This is a genomic window from Pseudomonas sp. PDM15, from assembly GCF_014851565.1.
Lineage (GTDB): Bacteria > Pseudomonadota > Gammaproteobacteria > Pseudomonadales > Pseudomonadaceae > Aquipseudomonas.
This window is the reverse complement of record NZ_JACVAA010000003.1, coordinates 163,400-185,319: the sequence shown is the minus strand read 5'-3', so window position 1 is coordinate 185,319 and position 21,920 is coordinate 163,400. Positions and strand designations below refer to the sequence as shown.

Annotated in this window: 19 protein-coding genes; 13 read left to right on the top strand and 6 right to left on the bottom strand. The window is 65.3% G+C overall.

Annotated elements, in window-relative coordinates:
* Positions 1-3: 3 nt before the first annotated feature.
* A complete protein-coding gene (locus tag IB232_RS08860) occupies positions 4-771 on the bottom strand; it encodes a 3-hydroxyacyl-CoA dehydrogenase (protein ID WP_192398147.1) in 768 nt (255 codons plus the stop codon).
* Positions 772-890: 119 nt separating this feature from the next.
* Here IB232_RS08860 and IB232_RS08855 point away from each other — a divergent pair, with 119 nt between their 5' ends.
* From IB232_RS08855 to IB232_RS08810, 10 genes are all read left to right on the top strand, one after another.
* Positions 891-1,289, top strand: coding sequence for a MerR family transcriptional regulator (locus IB232_RS08855; protein WP_192398146.1), 399 nt, complete (start codon positions 891-893; stop codon positions 1,287-1,289).
* A 30-nt stretch (positions 1,290-1,319) separates the two neighbouring features.
* On the top strand, positions 1,320-2,483 hold the full coding sequence (locus tag IB232_RS08850) for an isovaleryl-CoA dehydrogenase (RefSeq protein WP_192398145.1): 1,164 nt from the start codon (positions 1,320-1,322) through the stop codon (positions 2,481-2,483).
* Positions 2,484-2,626: 143 nt separating this feature from the next.
* The gene (locus tag IB232_RS08845) at positions 2,627-4,234 is read left to right on the top strand and encodes a carboxyl transferase domain-containing protein (RefSeq protein ID WP_192398144.1); all 1,608 of its coding nucleotides are present in this window, start codon (positions 2,627-2,629) and stop codon (positions 4,232-4,234) included.
* Between the two features lie 3 nt (positions 4,235-4,237).
* Positions 4,238-5,038: a gamma-carboxygeranoyl-CoA hydratase gene (locus IB232_RS08840; protein WP_192398143.1), complete on the top strand. Its 801-nt coding sequence runs from the start codon at positions 4,238-4,240 to the stop codon at positions 5,036-5,038.
* Complete coding sequence (locus IB232_RS08835) at positions 5,035-6,984, top strand: acetyl/propionyl/methylcrotonyl-CoA carboxylase subunit alpha (protein WP_192398142.1); 1,950 nt, start codon at positions 5,035-5,037, stop codon at positions 6,982-6,984. The genes IB232_RS08840 and IB232_RS08835 overlap by 4 nt, the downstream gene beginning before the upstream one ends.
* Before the next feature lie 160 nt (positions 6,985-7,144).
* Complete coding sequence (locus tag IB232_RS08830) at positions 7,145-8,047, top strand: hydroxymethylglutaryl-CoA lyase (protein ID WP_192398141.1); 903 nt, start codon at positions 7,145-7,147, stop codon at positions 8,045-8,047.
* Between the two features lie 82 nt (positions 8,048-8,129).
* Complete coding sequence (locus IB232_RS08825; protein ID WP_192398140.1) at positions 8,130-9,545, top strand: sigma-54 interaction domain-containing protein; 1,416 nt, start codon at positions 8,130-8,132, stop codon at positions 9,543-9,545.
* Positions 9,546-9,791: 246 nt separating this feature from the next.
* On the top strand, positions 9,792-11,183 hold the full coding sequence (locus IB232_RS08820; protein WP_192398139.1) for a GntP family permease: 1,392 nt from the start codon (positions 9,792-9,794) through the stop codon (positions 11,181-11,183).
* A 10-nt stretch (positions 11,184-11,193) separates the two neighbouring features.
* Entirely contained in the window at positions 11,194-11,964 is a 771-nt protein-coding gene (locus tag IB232_RS08815; RefSeq protein ID WP_192398138.1) for a 3-hydroxybutyrate dehydrogenase, read from the top strand.
* A gap of 46 nt (positions 11,965-12,010) precedes the next feature.
* Entirely contained in the window at positions 12,011-13,966 is a 1,956-nt protein-coding gene (locus tag IB232_RS08810) for an acetoacetate--CoA ligase (protein WP_192398137.1), read from the top strand.
* Positions 13,967-13,972: 6 nt separating this feature from the next.
* Here IB232_RS08810 and IB232_RS08805 read toward each other — a convergent pair whose 3' ends face one another.
* Entirely contained in the window at positions 13,973-14,860 is an 888-nt protein-coding gene (locus tag IB232_RS08805) for an AraC family transcriptional regulator (RefSeq protein ID WP_192398136.1), read from the bottom strand.
* 389 nt (positions 14,861-15,249) lie between these two features.
* On the opposite strand from IB232_RS08805, the gene IB232_RS08800 reads away from it, so the two are divergent.
* Entirely contained in the window at positions 15,250-16,146 is an 897-nt protein-coding gene (locus tag IB232_RS08800) for an alpha/beta hydrolase family protein (RefSeq protein ID WP_225592223.1), read from the top strand.
* Positions 16,147-16,204: 58 nt separating this feature from the next.
* Here IB232_RS08800 and IB232_RS08795 read toward each other — a convergent pair whose 3' ends face one another.
* Positions 16,205-17,416, bottom strand: coding sequence for a PilT/PilU family type 4a pilus ATPase (locus IB232_RS08795; protein ID WP_192398135.1), 1,212 nt, complete (start codon positions 17,414-17,416; stop codon positions 16,205-16,207).
* 146 nt (positions 17,417-17,562) lie between these two features.
* Between IB232_RS08795 and IB232_RS08790 the strand changes: the two genes are divergently transcribed.
* Complete coding sequence (locus IB232_RS08790; protein WP_021700093.1) at positions 17,563-17,841, top strand: peptidylprolyl isomerase; 279 nt, start codon at positions 17,563-17,565, stop codon at positions 17,839-17,841.
* 9 nt (positions 17,842-17,850) lie between these two features.
* On the opposite strand, the gene IB232_RS08785 is transcribed toward IB232_RS08790, so the two are convergent.
* Positions 17,851-18,303: a YqaA family protein gene (locus IB232_RS08785; RefSeq protein WP_192398716.1), complete on the bottom strand. Its 453-nt coding sequence runs from the start codon at positions 18,301-18,303 to the stop codon at positions 17,851-17,853.
* A gap of 245 nt (positions 18,304-18,548) precedes the next feature.
* Between IB232_RS08785 and sph the strand changes: the two genes are divergently transcribed.
* Positions 18,549-20,060, top strand: a complete 1,512-nt coding sequence (sph, locus tag IB232_RS08780; protein ID WP_192398134.1) for a sphingomyelin phosphodiesterase — start codon at positions 18,549-18,551, stop codon at positions 20,058-20,060.
* 679 nt (positions 20,061-20,739) lie between these two features.
* Here sph and IB232_RS08775 read toward each other — a convergent pair.
* On the bottom strand, positions 20,740-21,141 hold the full coding sequence (locus IB232_RS08775; RefSeq protein WP_192398133.1) for an ExbD/TolR family protein: 402 nt from the start codon (positions 21,139-21,141) through the stop codon (positions 20,740-20,742).
* Between the two features lies 1 nt (position 21,142).
* Positions 21,143-21,859: a MotA/TolQ/ExbB proton channel family protein gene (locus tag IB232_RS08770; RefSeq protein ID WP_192398132.1), complete on the bottom strand. Its 717-nt coding sequence runs from the start codon at positions 21,857-21,859 to the stop codon at positions 21,143-21,145.
* Positions 21,860-21,920: the final 61 nt, after the last annotated feature.

Genomic DNA, 21,920 nt, shown 5'->3' with positions numbered 1-21,920 from the left:
ACCTCACTTGGCCGCCATGCGCAGCGCGCCATCCAGGCGGATGACCTCGCCGTTGAGCATGGCGTTCTCGACGATATGACGGACCAGCGCGGCGTACTCGGCCGGGCGGCCCAGGCGCGGCGGGAACGGCACGTTGGCGGCCAGGGAGTCCTGCACCTCCTGGGGCATGCCGGCCATCATCGGCGTCTCGAAGATGCCCGGGGCGATGCACATCACGCGGATGCCGGAGCGCGCCAGGTCGCGCGCCACCGGCAACGTCATGGCGGCCACGCCGCCCTTGGACGCCGAATAGGCGGCCTGGCCCATCTGCCCATCGAAGGCCGCCACCGAGGCGGTGTTGATGATCACACCACGCTCGCCACCCTCGTTCGGCTGGTTCTTGGCCATGGCCTCGGCGGCCAGGCGCAGCATATTGAAGCTGCCGATCAGGTTTATCTCGATGGTGCGGCGGAAGCTGTCAAGGCCGTGGGCACCGTTACGCCCGATGACCTTCTCGGCCGGCGCCACCCCCGCGCAGTTGACCAGCCCGTGCACGGCGCCGAAAGCCTGCAACGCATCGTCCACGGCGGCGCGGCCATCGGCCTCACTGCTGATGTCGGCGCGCAGGAAACGCGCCCGCTCGCCCAGTTCGGCAGCCGCCTTGGCGCCGGCTTCGGCATTGATGTCCAGCAGCAGCACCCTGGCGCCCTGACCGACCAGCTCGCGCGCAGTAGCCAGGCCGAGGCCGGAGCCGCCGCCGGTGATCAGGAACACGGAATCTTCGATACGCACAAGCCAACTCCTCATCCAGCGATGAATGTCGATCGGGCACTGCGGCCGCGGCCGGAGCCCGAGATTGACAGTCAGACTGGCACAGGTTTACGTTAACGTAAAGGTAAACGAGAGCCGCCATGTCCATCACCTATTCCATCTCCGATCTGGCCCGCGAGCTGGACGTCACTACCCGCGCCATCCGCTTCTACGAGGAGCAAGGCATGCTGGTGCCCGAGCGCCGCGGCCAGGAGCGCATCTACCGGCCCAAGGACCTGGTGACCCTCAAGCTGATCCTGCGCGGCAAGCGCATCGGCTTCTCGCTGGCCGAGTGCAAGGAACTGATTGACCTCTACGACCCCAGCAGCGGCAACCGCAAGCAGCTGGAGACCTTCATGGCCAAGATCGCCGCCCGCCGCGCCCAGCTGGAGCAGCAACTGCTGGACATCGAACAGATGCAGCTGGAGCTCGACACGGCCGAGGAGCGCTGCCTGGCCGCACTGGCAGAAACCCTTTCAGATCAAAGTGTTACTTCCTGAACTTAATCCAATAATTCACAGGTGGAACCCATGAGCTACCCAACCCTCAACTTCGGTCTCGGCGAGACCATCGACATGCTGCGCGACTCGGTGCATCAGTTCGCCCAGGCCGAGCTGGCCCCGCGTGCGGCGCAGATCGACCGTGACAACGAGTTCCCCATGGATATGTGGCGCAAGTTCGGCGACATGGGCCTGCTCGGCATGACCGTGGAAGAGGAATACGGCGGCACCAACATGGGCTACCTGGCCCACGTGGTGGCGATGGAAGAAATCAGCCGCGCCTCGGCTTCGGTCGGTCTGTCCTACGGTGCCCATTCAAACCTGTGCCTGAACCAGATACGCAAGAACGGCACCTACGAGCAGAAGGCCAAGTACCTGCCCAAACTGTGCTCCGGCGAGCACATCGGCGCGCTGGCCATGAGCGAGCCGAATGCCGGCTCCGACGTGGTGTCGATGAAGCTGCGCGCCGAGAAGCGCGGCGACCGCTACGTGCTCAACGGCAACAAGATGTGGATCACCAACGGCCCCGACGCCCATACCTACGTGATCTACGCCAAGACCGACATCAACGCCGGCTCGCGCGGCATGACCGCCTTCATCGTCGAGCGCGACTACAAGGGCTTCTCCCGCCACCAGAAGCTGGACAAGCTGGGCATGCGCGGCTCGAACACCTGCGAACTGGTATTCGAGGACGTGGAAGTACCGGAGGAAAACATCCTCGGTGGCGAAGGCCGTGGCGTGGCGGTGCTGATGAGCGGCCTGGACTACGAACGCACCGTGCTCTCCGGCGGCCCCACCGGAATCATGAGCGCCTGCATGGACGTAGTGCTGCCCTACGTACATGAGCGCCAGCAGTTCAAGCAGTCGATCGGCGAGTTCCAGCTGGTGCAAGGCAAGCTGGCCGACATGTATGCCGGCATGAACGCCTCCAAGGCCTACCTGTACACCGTGGCCAAGGCCTGTGACCGTGGCGAGGAGTCGCGCAAGGACGCGGCGGCGGTGATCCTCTACACCGCCGAAATGGCCACCAAGATGGCCCTGGACACCATCCAGTTGCTCGGTGGCAACGGTTACACCAACGAGTATCCGGCCGGCCGCCTGCTGCGTGACGCCAAGCTGTACGAGATCGGCGCCGGCACCAGCGAGATCCGCCGCATGCTGATCGGCCGCGAGCTGTACAACGAGACCAAGTAGTCCCAGCCTGCACGAGCCATCCCTCTCCCATTTATGGGAGAGGGTTAGGGAGAGGGGCTCTAGGTCGCCTGCACTGCCCTCTCCCCCGGCCCCTCTCCCGTGAACGGGAGAGGGGAGATTTAAAGCACATCGGAGCGCGCCAGATGGCCATCCTGCATACCCAGATCAACACCCGTTCGCCGGAGTTCGCTGCCAACCAGGCGGCCATGCTTACCCAGGTGAACGACCTGCGCGCCCTGCTCGCCCGCGTCCACGAAGGCGGCGGCGCCAAGGCCCAGGAACGCCACACCTCGCGCGGCAAGCTGCTGCCGCGCGAGCGCATCAACCGCCTGCTGGACATCGGCTCGCCCTTCCTCGAAGTCGGCCAGCTGGCCGCCCACGAGGTCTACGGCGAAGACGTACCGGCCGCCGGCGTGGTCGCCGGCATCGGCCGGGTGGAAGGCGTCGAGTGCATGATCATCGCCAACGACGCCACGGTGAAAGGCGGCAGCTACTACCCGCTGACCGTGAAGAAGCACCTGCGCGCGCAGACCATCGCCCAGCAGAACCGCCTGCCGTGCATCTACCTGGTGGACTCCGGCGGCGCCAACCTGCCGCGTCAGGAAGAGGTGTTTCCGGACCGCGAGCACTTCGGCCGGATCTTCTTCAACCAGGCCAATATGAGCGCCCAGGGCATCCCGCAGATCGCCGTGGTCATGGGCTCCTGCACCGCCGGCGGCGCCTATGTGCCGGCGATGAGCGACGAGACCATCATGGTGCGCAACCAGGCCACCATCTTCCTGGCCGGTCCGCCCCTGGTGAAGGCTGCCACCGGCGAGGTGGTGACGGCCGAGGAGCTGGGCGGCGCCGACGTGCACTGCAAGACCTCCGGCGTGGCCGACCACTATGCCGATGACGACGAGCACGCCCTGGCCATCGCCCGGCGCTGCGTCGCCAACCTCAACTGGCGCAAGCTCGGCCAGCTGCAGACTCGCACCCCGCTCGCCCCGCTGCACTCGGCGGACGAGCTGTACGGAGTGATCCCGGCCGATGCCAAGCAGCCCTTCGATGTGCGCGAAGTGATTTCGCGGGTGGTCGATGGCAGCGAGTTCGATGAATTCAAGGCGCTGTTCGGCACCACCCTGGTCTGCGGCTTCGCCCATGTCCACGGCTACCCGGTGGCCATCCTGGCGAACAACGGCATTCTGTTTGCCGAAGCGGCGCAGAAAGGCGCGCACTTCATCGAACTGGCCTGCCAGCGCGGCATTCCGCTGCTGTTCCTGCAGAACATCACCGGCTTTATGGTCGGCAAGAAATACGAAGAAGGCGGCATCGCCAAGCACGGCGCCAAGCTGGTTACCGCCGTGGCCTGCGCCAAGGTGCCGAAGTTCACCGTGATCATCGGCGGCAGCTTCGGTGCCGGTAACTACGGCATGTGCGGCCGCGCCTACGACCCGCGCTTCCTATGGATGTGGCCCAACGCGCGGATCGGCGTGATGGGGGCCGAACAGGCTGCAGGCGTGCTGGTCCAGGTCAAGCGCGAGCAAGCTACCCGCGCCGGGCAGCCGTTCAGCGACGAGGAAGAAGCCCGCATCAAGCAGCCCATTGTCGCCCAGTACGAACAGCAGGCCCATGCCTACTACTCCAGCGCCCGCCTGTGGGACGACGGCGTGATCGACCCGGCGCAGACCCGCGACGTCCTCGGCCTGGCCCTGTCCGCCAGCCTCAATGCGCCCATCGAGCCGACCCAGTTCGGCGTGTTCCGGATGTAAGCCATGACCGACTTCACCACCGTACAGCTGGAAAAAGACCCGCGCGGCTTCGCCACTCTGTGGCTGAACCGCCCGGAGAAGAACAACGCCTTCAACGCCGAGATGATCCGCGAGCTGATCCTCGCCATCGACGCCATCGCCGCCGACAAGACCTTGCGCTTCCTGCTTCTGCGCGGGCGCGGCAAACACTTCTCCGCTGGCGCCGACCTGGCCTGGATGCAGGCCAGCGCCAAGCTGGACTACAACGCCAACCTCAATGACGCCCGCGAGCTGGCCGAGCTGATGTACAACCTCAACGCCCTGAAGATCCCGACCCTGGCCGTGGTCCAGGGCGCGGCCTTCGGCGGCGCCGTCGGGCTGGTCAGCTGCTGCGATATGGCCATCGGCGCAGACGACGCGCTGTTCAGCCTGTCCGAAGTGCGCATCGGCCTGGCCCCTGCAGTGATCAGCCCCTTCGTGGTCCAGGCCCTCGGCGAACGCGCCGCACGCCGCTACGCACTGACCGCCGAGCGTTTCTCCGGCGGCCGCGCCCGCGAGCTGGGCCTGCTGGCCGAGGCCTACCCGGCCGCCGAACTGGACGCCCAAGTCGAAGGCTGGGTGAACAACCTGCTGCTCAACAGCCCGCAGGCCATGCAGGCCAGCAAGGACCTGCTGCGTGAAGTGGCCAGCGGCGTGCTCACCCCGGCTCTGCGCCGCTACACCGAGAACGCCATCGCCCGCATCCGCGTCAGCCCGGAAGGCCAGGAGGGGCTCAACGCCTTCCTGGAAAAACGCACGCCCGCCTGGCAGGAGCCGCAAGCATGAGCCACAAGCACATCGACACCCTGCTGGTCGCCAACCGCGGCGAGATCGCCTGCCGGGTGATGCGCACCGCCAAGGCCCAGGGCCTGAAGACCGTGGCCGTGCACAGCGCCATCGACGCCAACGCACGGCATGTGCGCGAGGCCGATATGGCGGTGAATCTCGGCGGCGCCAAGCCGGCCGACAGCTACCTGCTGGTCGACAAGATCATCGCCGCGGCCAAGGCCAGCGGCGCCCAGGCGATCCACCCGGGCTACGGATTCCTCTCCGAGAACGCCGGCTTCGCCCGCGCCATCGTGGCCGCCGGCCTGGTGTTCCTCGGCCCGCCCGCCTCCGCCATCGACGCCATGGGCAGCAAGTCCGCGGCCAAGGCACTGATGGAAGACGCCGGCGTGCCGCTGGTGCCCGGCTACCACGGTGAAGCCCAGGACGTGGAGACCTTCCGCGTCGCCGCCGAACGCATCGGCTACCCGGTGCTGCTCAAGGCCGCCGCCGGTGGTGGTGGCAAGGGCATGAAGGTGGTCGAGCGAGAAGCCGAGCTGGCCGAGACCCTGGCCTCTGCCCAGCGCGAAGCCCAGTCCGCCTTCGGCGACTCGCGCATGCTGGTGGAGAAGTATGTGCTGCAGCCGCGCCACGTGGAGATCCAGGTATTCGCCGACAGCCACGGCAACTGCCTGTACCTCAACGAACGCGACTGCTCGATCCAGCGCCGCCACCAGAAGGTGGTCGAGGAAGCGCCGGCTCCGGGCCTAAGCCCCGAACTGCGCCGCGCCATGGGTGAGGCGGCAGTCAAGGCCGCCCAGGCCATCGGCTATGTCGGCGCCGGCACCGTGGAGTTCCTGCTCGATGCCCGAGGCCAGTTCTTCTTCATGGAAATGAACACCCGCCTGCAGGTGGAGCACCCGGTTACCGAAGCCATCACCGGACTCGACCTGGTGGCCTGGCAGATCCGCGTGGCCCGCGGCGAGGCGCTGCCGATCACCCAGGAACAGGTGCCGCTGAATGGCCACGCCATCGAGGTGCGCCTGTACGCCGAGGACACCGATCACGACTTCCTGCCCGCCTCCGGCGACCTCAAGCTCTACCGCGAACCGTCCGCCGGCGAAGGCCGCCGCGTGGACAGCGGCGTGGCCGAGGGCGATACCGTCTCGCCGTTCTACGACCCGATGCTGGCCAAGCTGGTCGCCTGGGGCGAGGACCGCGAACAGGCCCGCCAGCGCCTGCTGGCCATGCTGGAAGAAACCGCCGTCGGCGGCTTCGCCAGCAACCTGCCGTTCCTGCGCCGCGTGCTAGCCCATCCGGCCTTCGCCAACGCCGAGCTGGACACCGGCTTTATCGCTCGTCACCAGGAACAACTGCTGCCGGCCGTGGCCGAACTGCCTGCCGAGTTTTGGCAACTGGCCGCCGAGGCCTGGCTGCACAGCGAAGCGCCGCGCCGCAGCCACGAGGACTATCACTCGCCCTGGGCTACCAGCAGCGGCTGGCGCGCAGGGTTGGCAGCGGAAACCGATGTACATCTCGCCAGCGGCGAGCAGCGCCATACTGTGCACCTGCGCGGCCCGGCACAATCGCGCCTGCAAGGCGAGCAGCTGTGGACCGAACAGGACAGCCTGCGCCGCGCGCACCGGGCAATCCGCCGGGGTGATGCGCTCTATCTGGAATGGCAGGGTCGCCTGCACGAGGTACGCCGCGTCGACCCGATCGCCGAGGCCGAAGCCAGCCACGCCCAGCACGGAGGGCTGACGGCCCCGATGAACGGCAGTATCGTGCGCGTGCTGGTCGAAGCTGGCCAGGCCGTGGAAGCCGGCGCAGCCCTGGTGGTGCTGGAAGCCATGAAGATGGAACACAGCATCCGCGCGCCCCACGCCGGTACGGTCAAGGCGCTGTACTGCGCCGAGGGCGATATGGTCGGCGAAGGCGCTGCGCTGGTGGAATTGGAACAAAGCTGAACCTTAGGCTGGACATCACTTTTTATGTCCACCCCAGGTCGATGCTGAAGGCTGGTGGATGTAGAAAGCGACATCCACCCTACTGCCCTACGCCGCCATATCAGCACACACGATTACGTAGGGTGGAAACCGCGCAGCGTTTCCACCAGGGAGAACACCGATGAACCTGCCGCAACACGTCCGCCTGGTCGAAGTCGGCCCGCGCGATGGCCTGCAGAACGAGAAACAGCCGATCAACGTTGCCGACAAGGTGCGTCTGACCGATGACCTGAGCGCCGCCGGCCTGAGCTACATCGAAGTGGGCAGCTTCGTCTCGCCCAAGTGGGTGCCGCAAATGGCTGGCAGCGCCGAGGTGTTCGCCGGCATCCAGCAGAAACCTGGCGTGGTCTACGGCGCGCTGACCCCCAATCTCAAAGGCTTCGAGGCCGCCGTGGAGGCCGGGGTGAAGGAAGTGGCGGTATTCGCCGCCGCCTCCGAGGCCTTCTCCCAGCGCAATATCAACTGCTCCATCGCCGAGAGCCTGGAGCGTTTCGTCCCGGTGATGGAAGCGGCCAAGGCCCACGGTATCAGCGTGCGCGGCTACGTCTCCTGCGTGCTCGGCTGCCCCTACGAGGGCGAGGTGGCGCCCGAGCAGGTCGCGGCCGTGGTCCGCGAGCTGTTCGCCATGGGCTGCTACGAAATCTCGCTGGGCGACACCATCGGCACCGGCACCGCCGGCAAGACCCGCCACATGTTCGAGGTGGTCGGCCGCGATATTCCGCGTGACAAGCTGGCCGGACACTTCCACGACACCTACGGCCAGGCCGTGGCCAACATCTATGCGAGCCTGCTGGAGGGCATCGCCGTGTTCGACAGCTCGGTCGCCGGTCTGGGCGGCTGCCCCTACGCCAAGGGCGCCACCGGCAACGTCGCCACCGAGGACGTGCTCTACCTGCTGCAGGGCCTGGGCATCCATACCGGCATCGACATGGACAAGCTGATCGACGCCGGCGCGCGCATCTGCCAGGTGCTCGACAAGCCCAACGGCTCGCGCGTCGCCCGCGCCCGTCTGGCCGCCCGCTGAACGCCGGCGCTGCGACCAAGGTCAGATTGCCCGATGGCCGAGCCCCACTAAGCTCTGCCTCCTCCCCCTAGCGAGACTGCCGATGAAAGACGCCTCTACCCTGCGCGACTACCAGCACGTGCGCCTGCTGGCGATCCGCTCGCTGTTCGAGATCGTCGAGCAGTCCAGCGAGGGCACGGTGATCGTCGACAAGGACGCGCGCATCGTCTGGATGAACGAGCGCTACGCCCGCCGCTATGGCCTGGACGACGCCAGCCAGGCCATCGGCCAGGAAGTGGAGAAGGTCATCCCTTCCAGCCTGCTGCGCCAGGTGGTGGAGACCGGCGAGCCGATCCTGCTGGACATGCTCGACACCCCCGGCGGCCCGCTGGTGGTGATGCGTCTGCCAGTGCACGACGATGCCGGCGCGGTGATCGGCGCCATCGGCTTCGCCCTGTTCGACCAGCTGCGCAGCCTGGCGCCGCTGGTCACGCGCTTCATGCAGATCCAGGAAGAACTGGCCTCGACCCGCTCGCTGCTGCAGGCACGCCAGGCCAAGTACAGCTTCGCCCACTTCATTGGCGCCAGCGCCGCCAGCCTGGAGGTCAAGCGCCGCGCCCGCCGTGGTGCGGCCAGCGAGTCGCCGGTGCTGCTGCTCGGCGAGACCGGCACCGGCAAGGAGCTGCTGGCCCACGCCATCCACAGTGCCTCGCCGCGGGCCCACAAGCCCTTCGTCAGCGTCAACTGCGCGGCGATTCCGGAGACCCTGCTGGAGGCCGAGTTCTTCGGCACCGCGCCCGGCGCCTTCACTGGCGCCGACCGCAAGGGCCGCCCCGGCAAGCTGCAGATCGCCCAGGGCGGCACCCTGTTCCTCGACGAGATCGGTGACATGCCGCTGGCCCTGCAGAGCAAGCTGTTGCGTGTGCTGCAGGAGAAGGAATTCGAGCCGGTGGGCTCCAACGAGGTGCGCCGCAGCGACGTGCGCCTGATCGCCGCCACCTCGCTGGATCTGGAGGCCGCCGTGCAGGAAGGCCGCTTCCGCGCCGACCTGTACTACCGCCTCAACGTCCTGCCGATCCAGCTGCCGCCGCTGCGCGAGCGCCTGGACGACCTGCCGGCGCTGTGCGAGGCGATTCTCGACGAACTGCCCGGCCACCACGAGCTGGATGCCGAGGCCCAAGCTCTGCTCGCCAGCCATGCCTGGCCGGGCAATATCCGCGAGCTGCGCAACGTTCTGGAGCGTGCGGCACTGCTCAGTGACGAGCCAATCCTGGATGCCAGCGCGTTGCGCTCCGCCATCGGCCGCCTCGTATCACTGCCAGAGCAAAGCCCGGCGACGCCAGGCAGCACTGTTTCGCCACCCACCAACTTCTATGCGGCCCGCGAGAACTACGAACGCGAGCTGATTCGCCAGGCCCTGGCCGAACACTCCGGCAACGTACTGGAGGCCGCCAAACACCTGGGGCTGGGGCGTTCCACCCTGTACAAGAAGATGCTTGCCCTGGGGCTTTCGTCCTGAAATGGAGACGCCAGTCTCCATGTGGAGACAAGGCCGAACGCCCGAATTCTCTGACACCCGCGCCAACGATGTCTCCATCTAGAGACAAAGCAGTGCAAACCAACTCGTCCAAATCAAAGATAATCCTTTAATTTCAACAAGTTAGGTATTTGGCATGGAAGTCGCTATCTTCTGCTCCGCGCCCTCTCCGGTCGCCGACAACAACAATGAATGCCGCGCAGCGACGCGGCGCCAGGAGATAGCTCAATGAGCGTGATCATTGCCCTCGCGGCCCTTGCCCTGCTGATGCTGGCCGCCTATCGCGGCTACAGCGTCATCCTCTTCGCCCCCATCGCCGCCCTCGGCGCCGTGCTGCTCACCGATCCGTCCGCCGTGGCGCCCGCCTTCACCGGCGTGTTCATGGAGAAGATGGTCGGCTTCATCAAGCTGTACTTCCCGGTGTTCCTGCTCGGCGCCGTGTTCGGCAAGCTGATCGAGCTGTCCGGCTTCTCGCGCTCCATCGTCGCCGCCGCCATCCGCCTGCTCGGCACCAGCCAGGCCATGCTGGTGATCGTACTGGTGTGCGCCCTGCTCACCTACGGCGGCGTCTCGCTGTTCGTGGTGGTGTTCGCCGTGTACCCGTTCGCCGCCGAGATGTTCCGCCAGAGCGACATTCCCAAGCGCCTGATCCCGGCCACCATCTCCCTCGGCGCGTTCAGCTTCACCATGGACGCCCTGCCCGGCACCCCGCAGATCCAGAACATCATCCCCACCACCTTCTTCGGCACCACCTCCTGGGCGGCGCCGTGGCTGGGCGTAATCGGCACCCTGTTCGTATTCAGCGTCGGCATGTTCTATCTCAGCCGCCAGCTGAACAAAGCCAAGCGCAATGGCGAAGGCTACGGCACCGAGTTGCGCAACGAGCCGGAAACCGCCGAGGATATCGCCCTGCCGAACCCCTGGCTGGCGCTGTCGCCGCTGGTGCTGGTGGGCCTGTCCAACCTGCTGTTCACCCGCTGGATTCCCGAGCTGTACGGCAAAACCCACAGCCTGCAGCTGGCCGGCATGGCGCAGCCGGTGACCAGCGAAGTAGCCAAGCTGACCGGCATCTGGGCCGTGCAGGCCGCGCTGCTGCTGGGCATTCTGCTGGTCCTGATCTGCGGCTTCCGCGCGATCAAGGCCAAGCTCGCCGAAGGCACCAAGACCGCCGTCGGCGGCGCGCTGCTGGCGTCGATGAACACCGCTTCGGAATACGGCTTCGGCGCGGTGATCGCCTCCCTGCCCGGCTTCCTGGTGCTGGCCGATGCGCTGAAGAGCATCCCCAACCCGCTGGTCAACGAGGCGGTCACCGTCACCCTGCTGGCCGGCATCACCGGCTCGGCCTCGGGCGGCATGAGCATCGCCCTGGCGGCCATGTCCGATACCTTCATCGCCGCTGCCAACGCCGCCAACATCCCGCTGGAAGTGCTGCACCGCGTAGCCTCGATGGCCTCCGGCGGCATGGACACCCTGCCGCACAACGGCGCGGTGATCACCCTGCTGGCGGTGACCGGCCTGACCCACCGTGAGGCGTACAAGGACATCTTCGGTATTACCCTGATCAAGACCCTGGCGGTGTTCGTGGTGATCGGCGTGTTCTACGCCACCGGCATCGTCTAAGGAGACGCACATGAATCTGCAAGGCAAGACCGCACTGGTCACCGGTTCCACCAGCGGCATCGGTCTGGGCATCGCCCTCAAGCTGGCCGAGGCCGGAGCCAACCTGATGCTCAACGGCTTCGGCGACGTGGAGGCGGCCGTTGCCGCCGTCGCCGCCCACGGCGGCAAGGTCGCTCACCATCCGGCAGATATGAGCAAACCGGAGGAGATCGAGGCGCTGATCCGCACCACCGAGGCCGAATTCGGCGCCATCGACATCCTGGTCAACAACGCCGGCATCCAGCACGTGGCGCCGGTGGAGGAATTCCCGGCGGAGCGCTGGGACGCGATCATCGCCATCAACCTCAGCTCCGCCTTCCACACCACGCGCCTGGCGCTGCCGGGCATGCGCGCGCGCAACTGGGGGCGGATCATCAACATCGCCTCGGCCCACGGCCTGGCGGCCTCGGCCGGCAAGAGCGCCTACGTGGCGGCCAAGCACGGCCTGGTCGGCCTGACCAAGAGCGTGGCGCTCGAGACGGCCACCAGCGGCGTCACCTGTAACGCCATCTGCCCCGGCTGGGTGCTGACCCCGCTGGTACAGAAGCAGATCGACGACCGCGCCGCCGCGGCTGGCGGCCTCGATCAGGCACGCCATAACCTGCTGGCCGAAAAGCAGCCGTCGCTTGAGTTCGTCACCCCCGAACAGCTCGGCGCCCTGGCCCTGTTCCTCTGCAGCGACGCCGCCGAACAGGTACGCGGCGCCGCTTGGAACATGGACGGTGGCTGGCTCGCCCAGTAACTCCGTGACCTACAATCGACACATACAAGAAGTCAGGATCGACCCGATGACCGCACCGCTCTGGACCCCCTCCGCCGAACGCATCGCCGCCACCCGCATGGAGGCCTTCCGCCTCTTCGTCAACCAGCGCCACGGCCTGCAATTGGCCGACTACCCAGCCCTGCATGCCTGGAGCGTGGGCGAGCGCGAGGCGTTCTGGCAGGCCATCGTCGATTTCTTCGAGGTGCGCTTCTCCGCCCAGCCCGAGGCCGTGCTGCGCGAAGGCGCGGCCATGCCCAGTGCCCACTGGTTCCCCGGCGCCACCCTGAACTTCGCCGAACATCTGCTGCGTCGGCGCGACAACCATCCGGCGCTGGTCGCCATCAGTGAAGACGGCTCGCGCGAGCAACTCAGCTATGCCGAACTGGCCGCCCATGTCGCCGGCCTGCAGCGCAGCCTGCAGGCGGCTGGCGTCGGGGTTGGTGATCGAGTGGCCGCCTTTATGCCCAACACCTGGCAGACCCTGGTCGGCATGCTCGCCACCGCCAGCCTCGGCGCCACCTGGTCGAGCTGCTCGCCGGACTTCGGCACCCAGGGCGTGATCGACCGCTTCGGCCAGATCGAGCCCAAGGTACTGATCGCCGCCGCCGGCTACCGCTATGCGGGCAAGAACCTCGACCTGACGGCCAAGCTCAACGAAATCCTCGAGCGCCTGCCCAGCCTGCAGCAGCTGGTTGTAGTGCCCTACTCCAACCCCGACGCTAAGCCGGGCGACTTCAAGACAGTCGCGCCTGTGGCGCTGTGGGGCGATTTCTACCAGGCCGGCGGCGAGCCGCAGTTCACCCAGGTACCCTTCGAGCAGCCGCTGTACATCCTCTATTCCAGCGGCACCACCGGCGTGCCCAAGTGCATCGTCCACGGCGCCGGTGGCACCCTGCTGCAGCACGTCAAGGAGCTCGGCCTGCACGCCGACCTGCACGCCGACGACACCCTGTTCTACTACACCACCTGCGGCTGGATGATGTGGAACTGGCTGGTCTCCGGTTTGGCCCTGGGCGCCACCCTGGTGCTGTTCGACGGCTCGCCTTTCCACCCTGGTGCCGAGCGCCTGATCGACCTGATCGACGCCGAGAACATCAGCATCTTCGGCACCAGCGCCAAGTTCATCGCCGCCCTGGAAAAAGCCGGTGCCAAGCCGCGCGAGACGCACAAGCTGAGCCACCTGAAGACCATCCTCTCGACCGGCTCACCACTGGCCCACGAGAGCTTCGAGTACGTCTACCGCGACATCAAGAGCGACGTCTGCCTGTCCTCCATCTCCGGCGGCACAGACATCGTCTCCTGCTTCGCCCTCGGCAACCCGGTGTTGCCGGTGTGGCGCGGCGAGCTGCAGTGCAAGGGCCTGGGGATGGACGTGCAGGTATGGGACGACGCCGGCAAGCCGGTGATCGGCGAGAAAGGCGAGCTGGTCTGCGCCAAGCACTTCACCTCGATGCCGGTGGGCTTCTGGAACGACGCCGATGGCGAGAAATTCCGCAGCGCCTACTTCGACACCTTCCCCGGCGTCTGGGCCCACGGCGACTACGCCGAGGAGACCGAACACGGCGGCCTGGTGATCCACGGCCGCTCGGACGCCGTGCTCAACCCCGGCGGCGTGCGCATCGGCACCGCCGAGATCTACCGCCAGGTGGAAAAGGTCGAGGAAGTGCTGGAGTCCATCGCCATCGGCCAGGAATGGCAGAGCGATGTGCGCGTGGTGCTGTTCGTGCGCCTGCGTGACGGCGTGGTGCTCGACGAAGAGCTCAAGCAGCGCATCTGCGCGGTGATCCGCGACAACACCACACAGCGACACGTACCCGCCAGAATCGTTGCCGTGGCCGACATCCCGCGCACCATCAGCGGCAAGATCGTCGAACTGGCCGTGCGCAACGTGGTGCACGGCAAACCGGTGAAGAACACCGACGCCCTGGCCAATCCGCAGGCGCTGGAGCTATATCGCGATCTCGAAGAGTTGCGTGGCTGATCGGGCCTAGGGGCAGCGCGCGCCGCCTGCCTCGCCTGCACGCAAGCCTGGATCTGCCGCCAGGCTTGCCCTCCCGGCACTCAGTGGCCTAGGAACGGTTTCCTCGGGCACCAGGTAGCGAACGTGGGTCCTGGGCGAGAAGGCATAGGAATGATTGACCCCGAAGAACCCGCTGTAGCAGCGTGACAGGTGCGCGGCATCGCTGAACCCCGCCACCTTGATCGCCTCGTGACTGGGCGTGCCGGCCAGGGTGAGCCTGACAAAGTCGATCAGGCGATACCAGAGCCGGTGCCGGCGCAGTGGCACGCCCACCTGCAGGGCAAACAGCTTGATCAGCCCCGACTCGGACAGCCCCACCTCAGCCGCCAACGCACCGACCGAGGTGTTCAGCGCCGCGCTTGTACGCAGGCGCTCCACTACATGGGTCACCCGTGGGTCGACCTCCGGCAGCGGTAGGCAGGCCCCGCGATAGAGTATCTGTTCGACCCGCTGCTGAGCCTCGGCAAAGTCCGGCGCCTCGTCGCGCAGCTGGGTCAGCTCCTGCGCCAGATAGTCGCCCTGCCGGTGGTGGTAGTGGATGCCCTGGCATGTCGCCGCCATCTGCCGGCGCAGTAACGCGAAGTCGGGCCTGCCCGCATCCAGGTAGCAGGACGCCAGGACCGCATCGCGATTGTCGATAGCGATCCGGCTGCCGGCGGGAATCAGCACGCTGGCGCTGCTGAGCCATTGCTCGTGGCCGGGCGCGCGAAACTTCACCTCGCCCTCCAGGCAAACGAGCAGCGCCGCCGCCCCCGAATGCAGATCGCGAATGAGCAGGCGGCTACGGCCCAGATACAGGTAGCGCCGATTGCAGACATAGACCAGCGCAGGAGATGAGTTTCGCTCGGCAGGCATTCGAGAGTGCTCTTTTAGCGAGTAGAAACATGGGACTGAACTTTAGCCTGCAAGTTTGTTTTATTGCCGACTTCTGTCAACAGCCACACCGCCCAATTAACAACCCGCATCGGGCAACTCACCAAATGCAGCCGAAAGAGTGACAAGCCACTTCTCTTTCATACTCTAGAGCTACAGAAAAGGCGAACTCTCGCCCGGCTCAACTCCAGAGAATTCAAGATGTGCAGCCGAAATCAGATAAACAGCAGGCGTTATCCGTTCTCTTGTATGAACTGAGACGACTTCATTGTTGTTGCGCACTTACCTCGTTGTTAGTTTCCAGCCGCGGTTTGAAACAACCCACCCACCAATCGTCATGACGCAACAACAAAAACCAACGAGGTAATGACATGGGAATCAAAGTAACGACTGCCAAGGCGATAGTGATGGCCGCCACGCTACTGGCCAGCACTTATGCCTTTTCCGCTCCCGGCCCTTCCGCACCTTGCAGCAATTGCACCCGCGGACCGGCGCCAACGGTCGCTGCCCTGAAGGCTTCGACCGGTCCCTTCAGCACTGCCAAGTTTTCCGTGTCCGGCTTCCTCAAGGGCTACGGTGACAGCACCGTGTATTACCCAACAAACACCACCGGCAAAATGGGCGCCATCGCCGTCATCCCCGGCTATCTCTCCTACGAGAGCAGCATCGACTGGTGGGGCCCGCGCCTCGCCTCCCACGGCTTCGTGGTGATGACCATGAATACCGAGACCATCTACGACCAGCCGGACAGCCGCGCCAGCCAGCTCAGCGAAGCGCTGGACTACCTGATCGCCCAGAGCAAAAGCTCGTCCAGCCCGCTCTACAACAAGATCGACAGCACCCGCCTGGGCGCCATTGGTTGGTCCATGGGCGGTGGCGGCTCGCTCAAGCTGTCCACCCAGCGCTCGATCAACGCCATCATCCCGCAGGCGCCGTGGTATCTGGGCTCCAGCGCCTTCAGCGGGATCAAGACGCCGACGCTGATCCTGGCCTGCAGCGCCGACACCGTGGCTCCGGTGGCCCAGCATGCCTCGCCGTTCTACAACCAGATCCCCAGCTCCACGCCCAAGGCGTTCCTCGAGATCTACGGCGGCTCGCACTTCTGCGCCAACTCCGGCTACCCGAATCAGGACATGCTGGGCATGTACGGCATCGCCTGGATGAAGCGCTTCATCGACTTCGACAGCCGCTACAGCCAGTTCCTCTGCGGCCCGAACCATGAGGGCGACCTGGCCATCTCCGAGTATCGCGAGAACTGCCCCTACTGATCGACGCCCATGAAAAAGGGCAGACCCAGGTCTGCCCTTTTTTATTGCCCAGCGGCCGTCAGATACCCTGGCGCCCCGGGTCCTCTGGCGGCGCCTCTTCCTCGATATCCTCCAGCTTGAGCTCCATTGCCCAGTTGGCCGGGGCTGCTGCTGGTGCCGCTTCGGGTGCGGCAACCGGCGCCAGGGCTGCCGCCTGGGGCGCGGCCGGGTTGTCCTTGTACAGCTTGAGCTTGAGGCGCACGTTGTTCGCCGAGTCGGCGTTCTTCACCGCTTCCTCTTCATCGATGCTGCCGTCGTGGACCAGGTCGATCAGCGCCTGATCGAAGGTCTGCATGCCGAGGTTCTTCGACTTCTCCATGGTCTCCTTGATCTCGGAAAAGTCGCCGCGCTTGATCTGGTCGCGGATGGTCGGCGTGCCGAGCAACACCTCCACCGCAGCACGACGCTTGCCGTCGACCGTCTTGACCAGGCGCTGGGAGACGAATGCCTTGAGGTTATTGCCCAGGTCATTGAGCAACTGGGGGCGGCGCTCCTCGGGGAAGAAATTGATGATGCGGTCCAGCGCCTGGTTGGCGTTGTTGGCGTGCAGGGTGGAGATGGCCAGGTGGCCGGTGTCGGCGAAGGCCAGGGCATGCTCCATGGTCTCGCGGTCGCGGATCTCGCCGATCAGGATCACGTCCGGCGCCTGGCGTAGGGTGTTCTTCAGCGCGGCGTGGAAGCTGCGGGTGTCCACGCCCACCTCGCGCTGGTTGATGATCGATTTCTTGTGCCGGTGCACGTACTCCACCGGGTCTTCGATGGTGATGATGTGGCCGCCGCTGTTGCGGTTGCGGTAGTCGATCAGCGCTGCCAGGGAGGTGGACTTGCCCGAGCCGGTACCACCGACGAACAGCACCAGGCCGCGCTTCTCCATTACCGTCTTGAGCAGCACCTCGGGTAGCTTGAGGTCCTCGAACTTGGGGATTTCCATCTTGATGTTGCGCGCGACGATGGAGACCTCGTTGCGCTGCTTGAAAATGTTGATGCGAAAGCGGCCGACGTTGGGTACCGAAATGGCCAGGTTCATCTCCAGCTCTTTCTCGAAATCGGCGCGCTGCAACTCATCCATCACCCCGGCGGCGATGGCAGCCACGTCACCCGGCTTGAGCGGGTCCTGGCTGAGTGGCTTGAGTACCCCGTTGAACTTGGCACAGGGCGGCGCCCCGGTGGACAGGTAGAGGTCGGATCCGTCCTGGCTGGACAGGATTTTCAGCATCTGGGTGAGGTCCATGGGGGCGCGCTTCCATCGGGGTGGAGTAATCAAGTTAGGCCAAGTCGACCTGCGTTTCCGGCCAATATCAGCCTGAAAAATGACGCCATTCTGATGGCGCAAGGAATGCTGGCACAATAGCGTCCTCGCAAATTGAGGAACCGATCATGCCCAAGGCAATGGCCCGCCACATCCTGGTGAAAACCGAGGCCGAAGCTGCCGCGCTGAAGAAGCGCATCGCCGCTGGCGAGGCCTTTGACGTGCTGGCGAAGAAGTACTCCACCTGCCCCTCGGGCAAGAAAGGTGGCGACCTGGGCGAAGTTCGCCCGGGGCAGATGGTCCGCGCCGTGGACCAGGTGATCTTCAAGAAACCGTTGCGCGAAGTGCACGGCCCGGTAAAGACCCAGTTCGGCTACCACCTGATCCAGGTGTTCTACCGCGAGTGATCCCTTTACTCAGCTCCAGCCGGATGCGGCCCAACCAAGCGTGATGGCAGCCAGCACCAGGTAGCGTCCGACCTTGGCCACGCCGACCAGTAGCAGAAAACTCCACCAAGGCTCGCGCATCACCCCGGCCACCAGGGTCAGCGGATCGCCGATGATCGGCACCCAGCTCAGCAGCAGCGACCAGCGCCCGTAATGCCGGTACGTGGCCTTGGCCCGCTCCAGGCGCGCTTCGCTAAGCGGGAACCAGCGGCGCCCGTGAAAGCGCTCGATGCCACGTCCAAGCGCCGCGTTCAGCACGGAACCCAGGATGTTGCCGAGGCTCGCCGCCAGCAGGAGGCCGAGCACCGAATGCCCACCGCCGAGCAACAGCCCGACCAACACAGCCTCCGATTGCAGCGGCAACAGGCTGGCGGCGCCAAAGGCGGAGAGAAACAGGCCCAGGTAGGCGGAATGATCGAGCAAGTAGGAACTCACGAAAGCATTGTCGGGCTTGCGTTATAGCCTGTCCGGTAGCGTCTGCGAAGCTCGACGAAAGCAGCTTTGGTCTAGGCCAACCATCTCGACCAGTGCAACAGCTCTGTCATCGACCTCCCTTGTCCGCCTTGCAAAACTGTAACAGTGCTCCAGGATTCTTCGGGCGTCTGGTCTATTCCAGAGACCGGGAATGCCACCAACAAGAGGCCGTAAAGGCCACAGGAGCCTTCAGGATGAAGTTCACCACGCTCGCCTGCTGCACCCTTACCCTTCTCGCACTCGCCGCGCCGCTATCGGCGGCTCCCAGCGACCAGTACAAGCTGCTGGCCCACAACGTGTTCTTCCTGCCCAGCACGCTCAAGCCCGGCTGGGGCCAGGAAACCCGTGCCAGGCTGATTGCCCAGGCCGACTACATGAAGGGCCAGGACGCGGTGATCCTCAACGAACTGTTCGACAATCCCGCCGCCGCCATCCTGTTGGATGGACTGAAGAACGAGTACCCGCACCAGACCCCGATCCTTGGCCGCTCGCGCAATGGCTGGGACGCCACCCTCGGCGCCTACTCCGATACCACGCCGGAAGACGGCGGCGTGGCCATCGTCAGCCGCTGGCCGATTGTCGAGCGCGTGCAATACGTCTATGCCCAGGGCTGCGGCGCCGACTACTTCTCCAACAAGGGCTTCGTCTACGCCCGCCTCGACCGCAACGACCAGCCGCTGCACGTGATCGGCACCCACGCCCAGGCCGCGGATACCGGCTGCCCGGACGGCAAGGGCACGGCGGTGCGCGCCAGCCAGTTCGACGAGATGCGCACCTTTATCGAGAGCAAAGGCATTTCTGCGGACGAAGTGCTGTTCATCGGCGGCGACTTCAACGTGATCCGCGACAGCCCTGAATACCACGACCTGCTCGAGCGCCTGCAGGTGAAGGCACCGGACAGCTTCGCCGGCAGCGACACCAGCTTCGACACCCGGCGCAATGGCATCGCTAGCTACCAGTACCCCAACCACGCACCGGAGTATCTGGACTACATCTTCGTCTCGCGTCACCACGGCCAGCCGAGTTACTGGCACAACCAGGTGCTGGACACCCCGTCGCCGCGCTGGAGCGTGACCCAGGCCGGCGCCACTTGGCAGTTCCAGGACTATTCCGACCATTCGCCAGTCGCCGCCTTCACCCGCGCCGATAGCACTACCCCGACCCGCGCCAGCAAGCCGCGGGAAAACCGCTACGGCCAGGTCACCCTGCGCAGCCAGAGCAATGGCAAGACTCTGCGTGCCGGCGCCAGCAAGGCTACCGACTGGCTGCACGTGACCGGTGACGGCAGCGAAGCCGAAAGCCTGTTCAGCCTGCGCAACTGGCACTATCCGGTGAGTTTCTGCATCCGCAGTGGCGACTACCTGGAGATCGAATCGGTGCGCCACCCTGGCCACTGGCTGAACTGGTGGCTGGGCGGTGGCGGCGGCAACTATGCCTACTACCCCAAGGCCGGCGACTCCTCCAACCAGCTACGCATCGAGCTGCCGGGCAAGCCCAGCGGTTGCCTGGCCGATGGCGACCTGGTACGCCTGCTCGACCGCGACACCGTGCGCGGCAGCGACTACTACCTGCTGCGCTGGACCTCCGGCAGCTGGAAGGACCACCTGTATCTGTGGACCAGCAACCCAGCCGAGGCCGAGCAGTTCCGCGTGCAGATGAAACAGCCGGCCGTGTACGACGACTGGAGCGCCAAGCTGCGCTACTGAGGCGTTGGCTGGCCGGAGAGGACTCCGGCCAGCCGATCATGGCTGCCCTATCGACCGGAAACCACCTCCGACCTCGACTTGCAGTTTTCAGAATGATTGGAAACTGGAAAAGCCAGGCCAATGTGGCGTCCCCCACTCAAAGGGGTATCTAGCTGGGGAATCTCTCATGTTGAAGCACCTATTCGCCACGCTCATCAATGGCGAACTAATCGTTTTGCAGGACAGCTTGGACTTCGGTTTGGCCGCAACTGCCGACCAGTTGAACCGCATGGCCGAGTTTTGGAAGAGGGATGAAGAGGCGGACCTGCTATTGCCCTCCACATGCTGGTCGAACCTCATGCTCATACAGACAACGCCAAGCACTATGTCAGGTGCCCGGACTGATCGCTCGAGTTGTGAGCTCGCAAGCCACTGCGCTTAGTGGGCTTCTGACGCGGCGGGATCACAGCTGCCTTCCGACAACCATGTCCGCTGTCAGCCATTAGCAGCCCGTCCAGACATGCTTTTGGAATACCCGCAGGTTCACCCAACTTGCGGCAGCGCCAGCTGGTGAATGGCCTTATGCAAGGCCAGATAACAGGCCCGCGGCGGGATGTACAACATCGGTTTGGGCGTCTCCTGCGGCGAATAAAAAAGGGGCCGTTCCCCTGCCTGGTAAGAGCGGCCCCATGAAATCGTTCTAACGGGCGGTAATCACGGCCAGCTTGGTGATGCCGGCGCGCTCGATGCTGGCCATGGCCTTGGCCACCACGCCGTAGTCGACTTGGTCATCCGCCTGCAGCTGCACCTTGATCTCCGCGTCCTTGCTCTTGGCTTCGGCCAGGCTGCTCTCCAGCAGCTCCGGCTGGATCTCGTCCTTGTTGATGAACAGCTTGCCGTCGCCGTCGATGCTCACCACCAGCGGGTCCTTCTGGTCCGCCGGGGCCACTGCCTCGGTCTTCGGGAGGTTGATCGGGATAGAGTTGGTCAGCAGCGGCGCGGTGACGATGAACACCACCAGCAGCACCAGCATCACGTCCACCAGCGGGGTGACGTTGATCTCGGAGAGGACCTCGTCGCTGTCCTGCGTGGAGAAGGCCATATCAGACGGCCTCCTTCACGTTCTGCGGCTGCTGCGGCTTGCGCGCGCCGGGGTGGCTGATGACCTTGAACGCGCTCTTCTGCGCCAGGCTGTAGAAGTCGTGGGCGAAGTCGTCGAGGTCCGCTGCGGTCAGCTTGAGGCGACGCAGGAAGTAGTTGTAGACCAGCACCGCCGGCACAGCGACGGCGATGCCGACACCGGTGGCGACCAGCGCCGCACCGATGGGCCCAGCCACGGTTTCCAGGCTGGCGTTGCCCGCCGCGCTGATGCCCTTGAGCGCTTCCATGATGCCCCATACGGTGCCGAACAGGCCGATAAAGGGTGAGGTCGAACCTATCGAGGCGAGAACCGCCAGGCCGGACTCCAGCGAGCGGCGCTCACGCTGGATCTGCTGGCGCAGGGAGCGCTCGAGACGATCCTGGTGGTTGATCGACTGGGCCAGATCATGGGTCTGGCCGTCCTGTACCTGGATGGCGGCGAAGCCGGCCTGTGCCAGACGGGCCACCGCACCGTTCTGTTGCTGGCCCTGCTCGGCGGCGGAGCCCAGGCTGGTGGCGCTCCAGAACTGCTTGTGGAAGCGGCGATCCTGATAGCGCTGGCGGGCGAACTGGATGCCCTTGATCAGGGCCAGGCCCCAGGTGATGACGGAGAAGCCTATCAGCAGCCAGATGACGCTGTGTTCGACCGATTGGAAGGGAGAGTCGGTAAGCAGGTTCATGTCGCGTTCCTCGCAGGGCGTATTGCAGTCTTGTTCGGCGGCGCCAGCGGGCGCCGCTGCG

Excerpts from the sequence above, each read along its gene's own strand:
- IB232_RS08855 (WP_192398146.1), top strand. The coding sequence starts at position 891 with ATGTCCATCACCTATTCCATCTCCGATCTGGCCCGCGAGCTGGACGTC.
- IB232_RS08850 (WP_192398145.1), top strand. The coding sequence starts at position 1,320 with ATGAGCTACCCAACCCTCAACTTCGGTCTCGGCGAGACCATCGACATG.
- IB232_RS08845 (WP_192398144.1), top strand. The coding sequence starts at position 2,627 with ATGGCCATCCTGCATACCCAGATCAACACCCGTTCGCCGGAGTTCGCT.
- IB232_RS08840 (WP_192398143.1), top strand. The coding sequence starts at position 4,238 with ATGACCGACTTCACCACCGTACAGCTGGAAAAAGACCCGCGCGGCTTC.
- IB232_RS08835 (WP_192398142.1), top strand. The coding sequence starts at position 5,035 with ATGAGCCACAAGCACATCGACACCCTGCTGGTCGCCAACCGCGGCGAG.
- IB232_RS08830 (WP_192398141.1), top strand. The coding sequence starts at position 7,145 with ATGAACCTGCCGCAACACGTCCGCCTGGTCGAAGTCGGCCCGCGCGAT.
- IB232_RS08825 (WP_192398140.1), top strand. The coding sequence starts at position 8,130 with ATGAAAGACGCCTCTACCCTGCGCGACTACCAGCACGTGCGCCTGCTG.
- IB232_RS08820 (WP_192398139.1), top strand. The coding sequence starts at position 9,792 with ATGAGCGTGATCATTGCCCTCGCGGCCCTTGCCCTGCTGATGCTGGCC.
- IB232_RS08815 (WP_192398138.1), top strand. The coding sequence starts at position 11,194 with ATGAATCTGCAAGGCAAGACCGCACTGGTCACCGGTTCCACCAGCGGC.
- IB232_RS08810 (WP_192398137.1), top strand. The coding sequence starts at position 12,011 with ATGACCGCACCGCTCTGGACCCCCTCCGCCGAACGCATCGCCGCCACC.
- IB232_RS08805 (WP_192398136.1), bottom strand. The coding sequence starts at position 14,860 with ATGCCTGCCGAGCGAAACTCATCTCCTGCGCTGGTCTATGTCTGCAAT.
- IB232_RS08800 (WP_225592223.1), top strand. The coding sequence starts at position 15,250 with ATGGGAATCAAAGTAACGACTGCCAAGGCGATAGTGATGGCCGCCACG.
- IB232_RS08795 (WP_192398135.1), bottom strand. The coding sequence starts at position 17,416 with ATGGACCTCACCCAGATGCTGAAAATCCTGTCCAGCCAGGACGGATCC.
- IB232_RS08790 (WP_021700093.1), top strand. The coding sequence starts at position 17,563 with ATGCCCAAGGCAATGGCCCGCCACATCCTGGTGAAAACCGAGGCCGAA.
- sph (WP_192398134.1), top strand. The coding sequence starts at position 18,549 with ATGAAGTTCACCACGCTCGCCTGCTGCACCCTTACCCTTCTCGCACTC.
- IB232_RS08775 (WP_192398133.1), bottom strand. The coding sequence starts at position 21,141 with ATGGCCTTCTCCACGCAGGACAGCGACGAGGTCCTCTCCGAGATCAAC.
- IB232_RS08770 (WP_192398132.1), bottom strand. The coding sequence starts at position 21,859 with ATGAACCTGCTTACCGACTCTCCCTTCCAATCGGTCGAACACAGCGTC.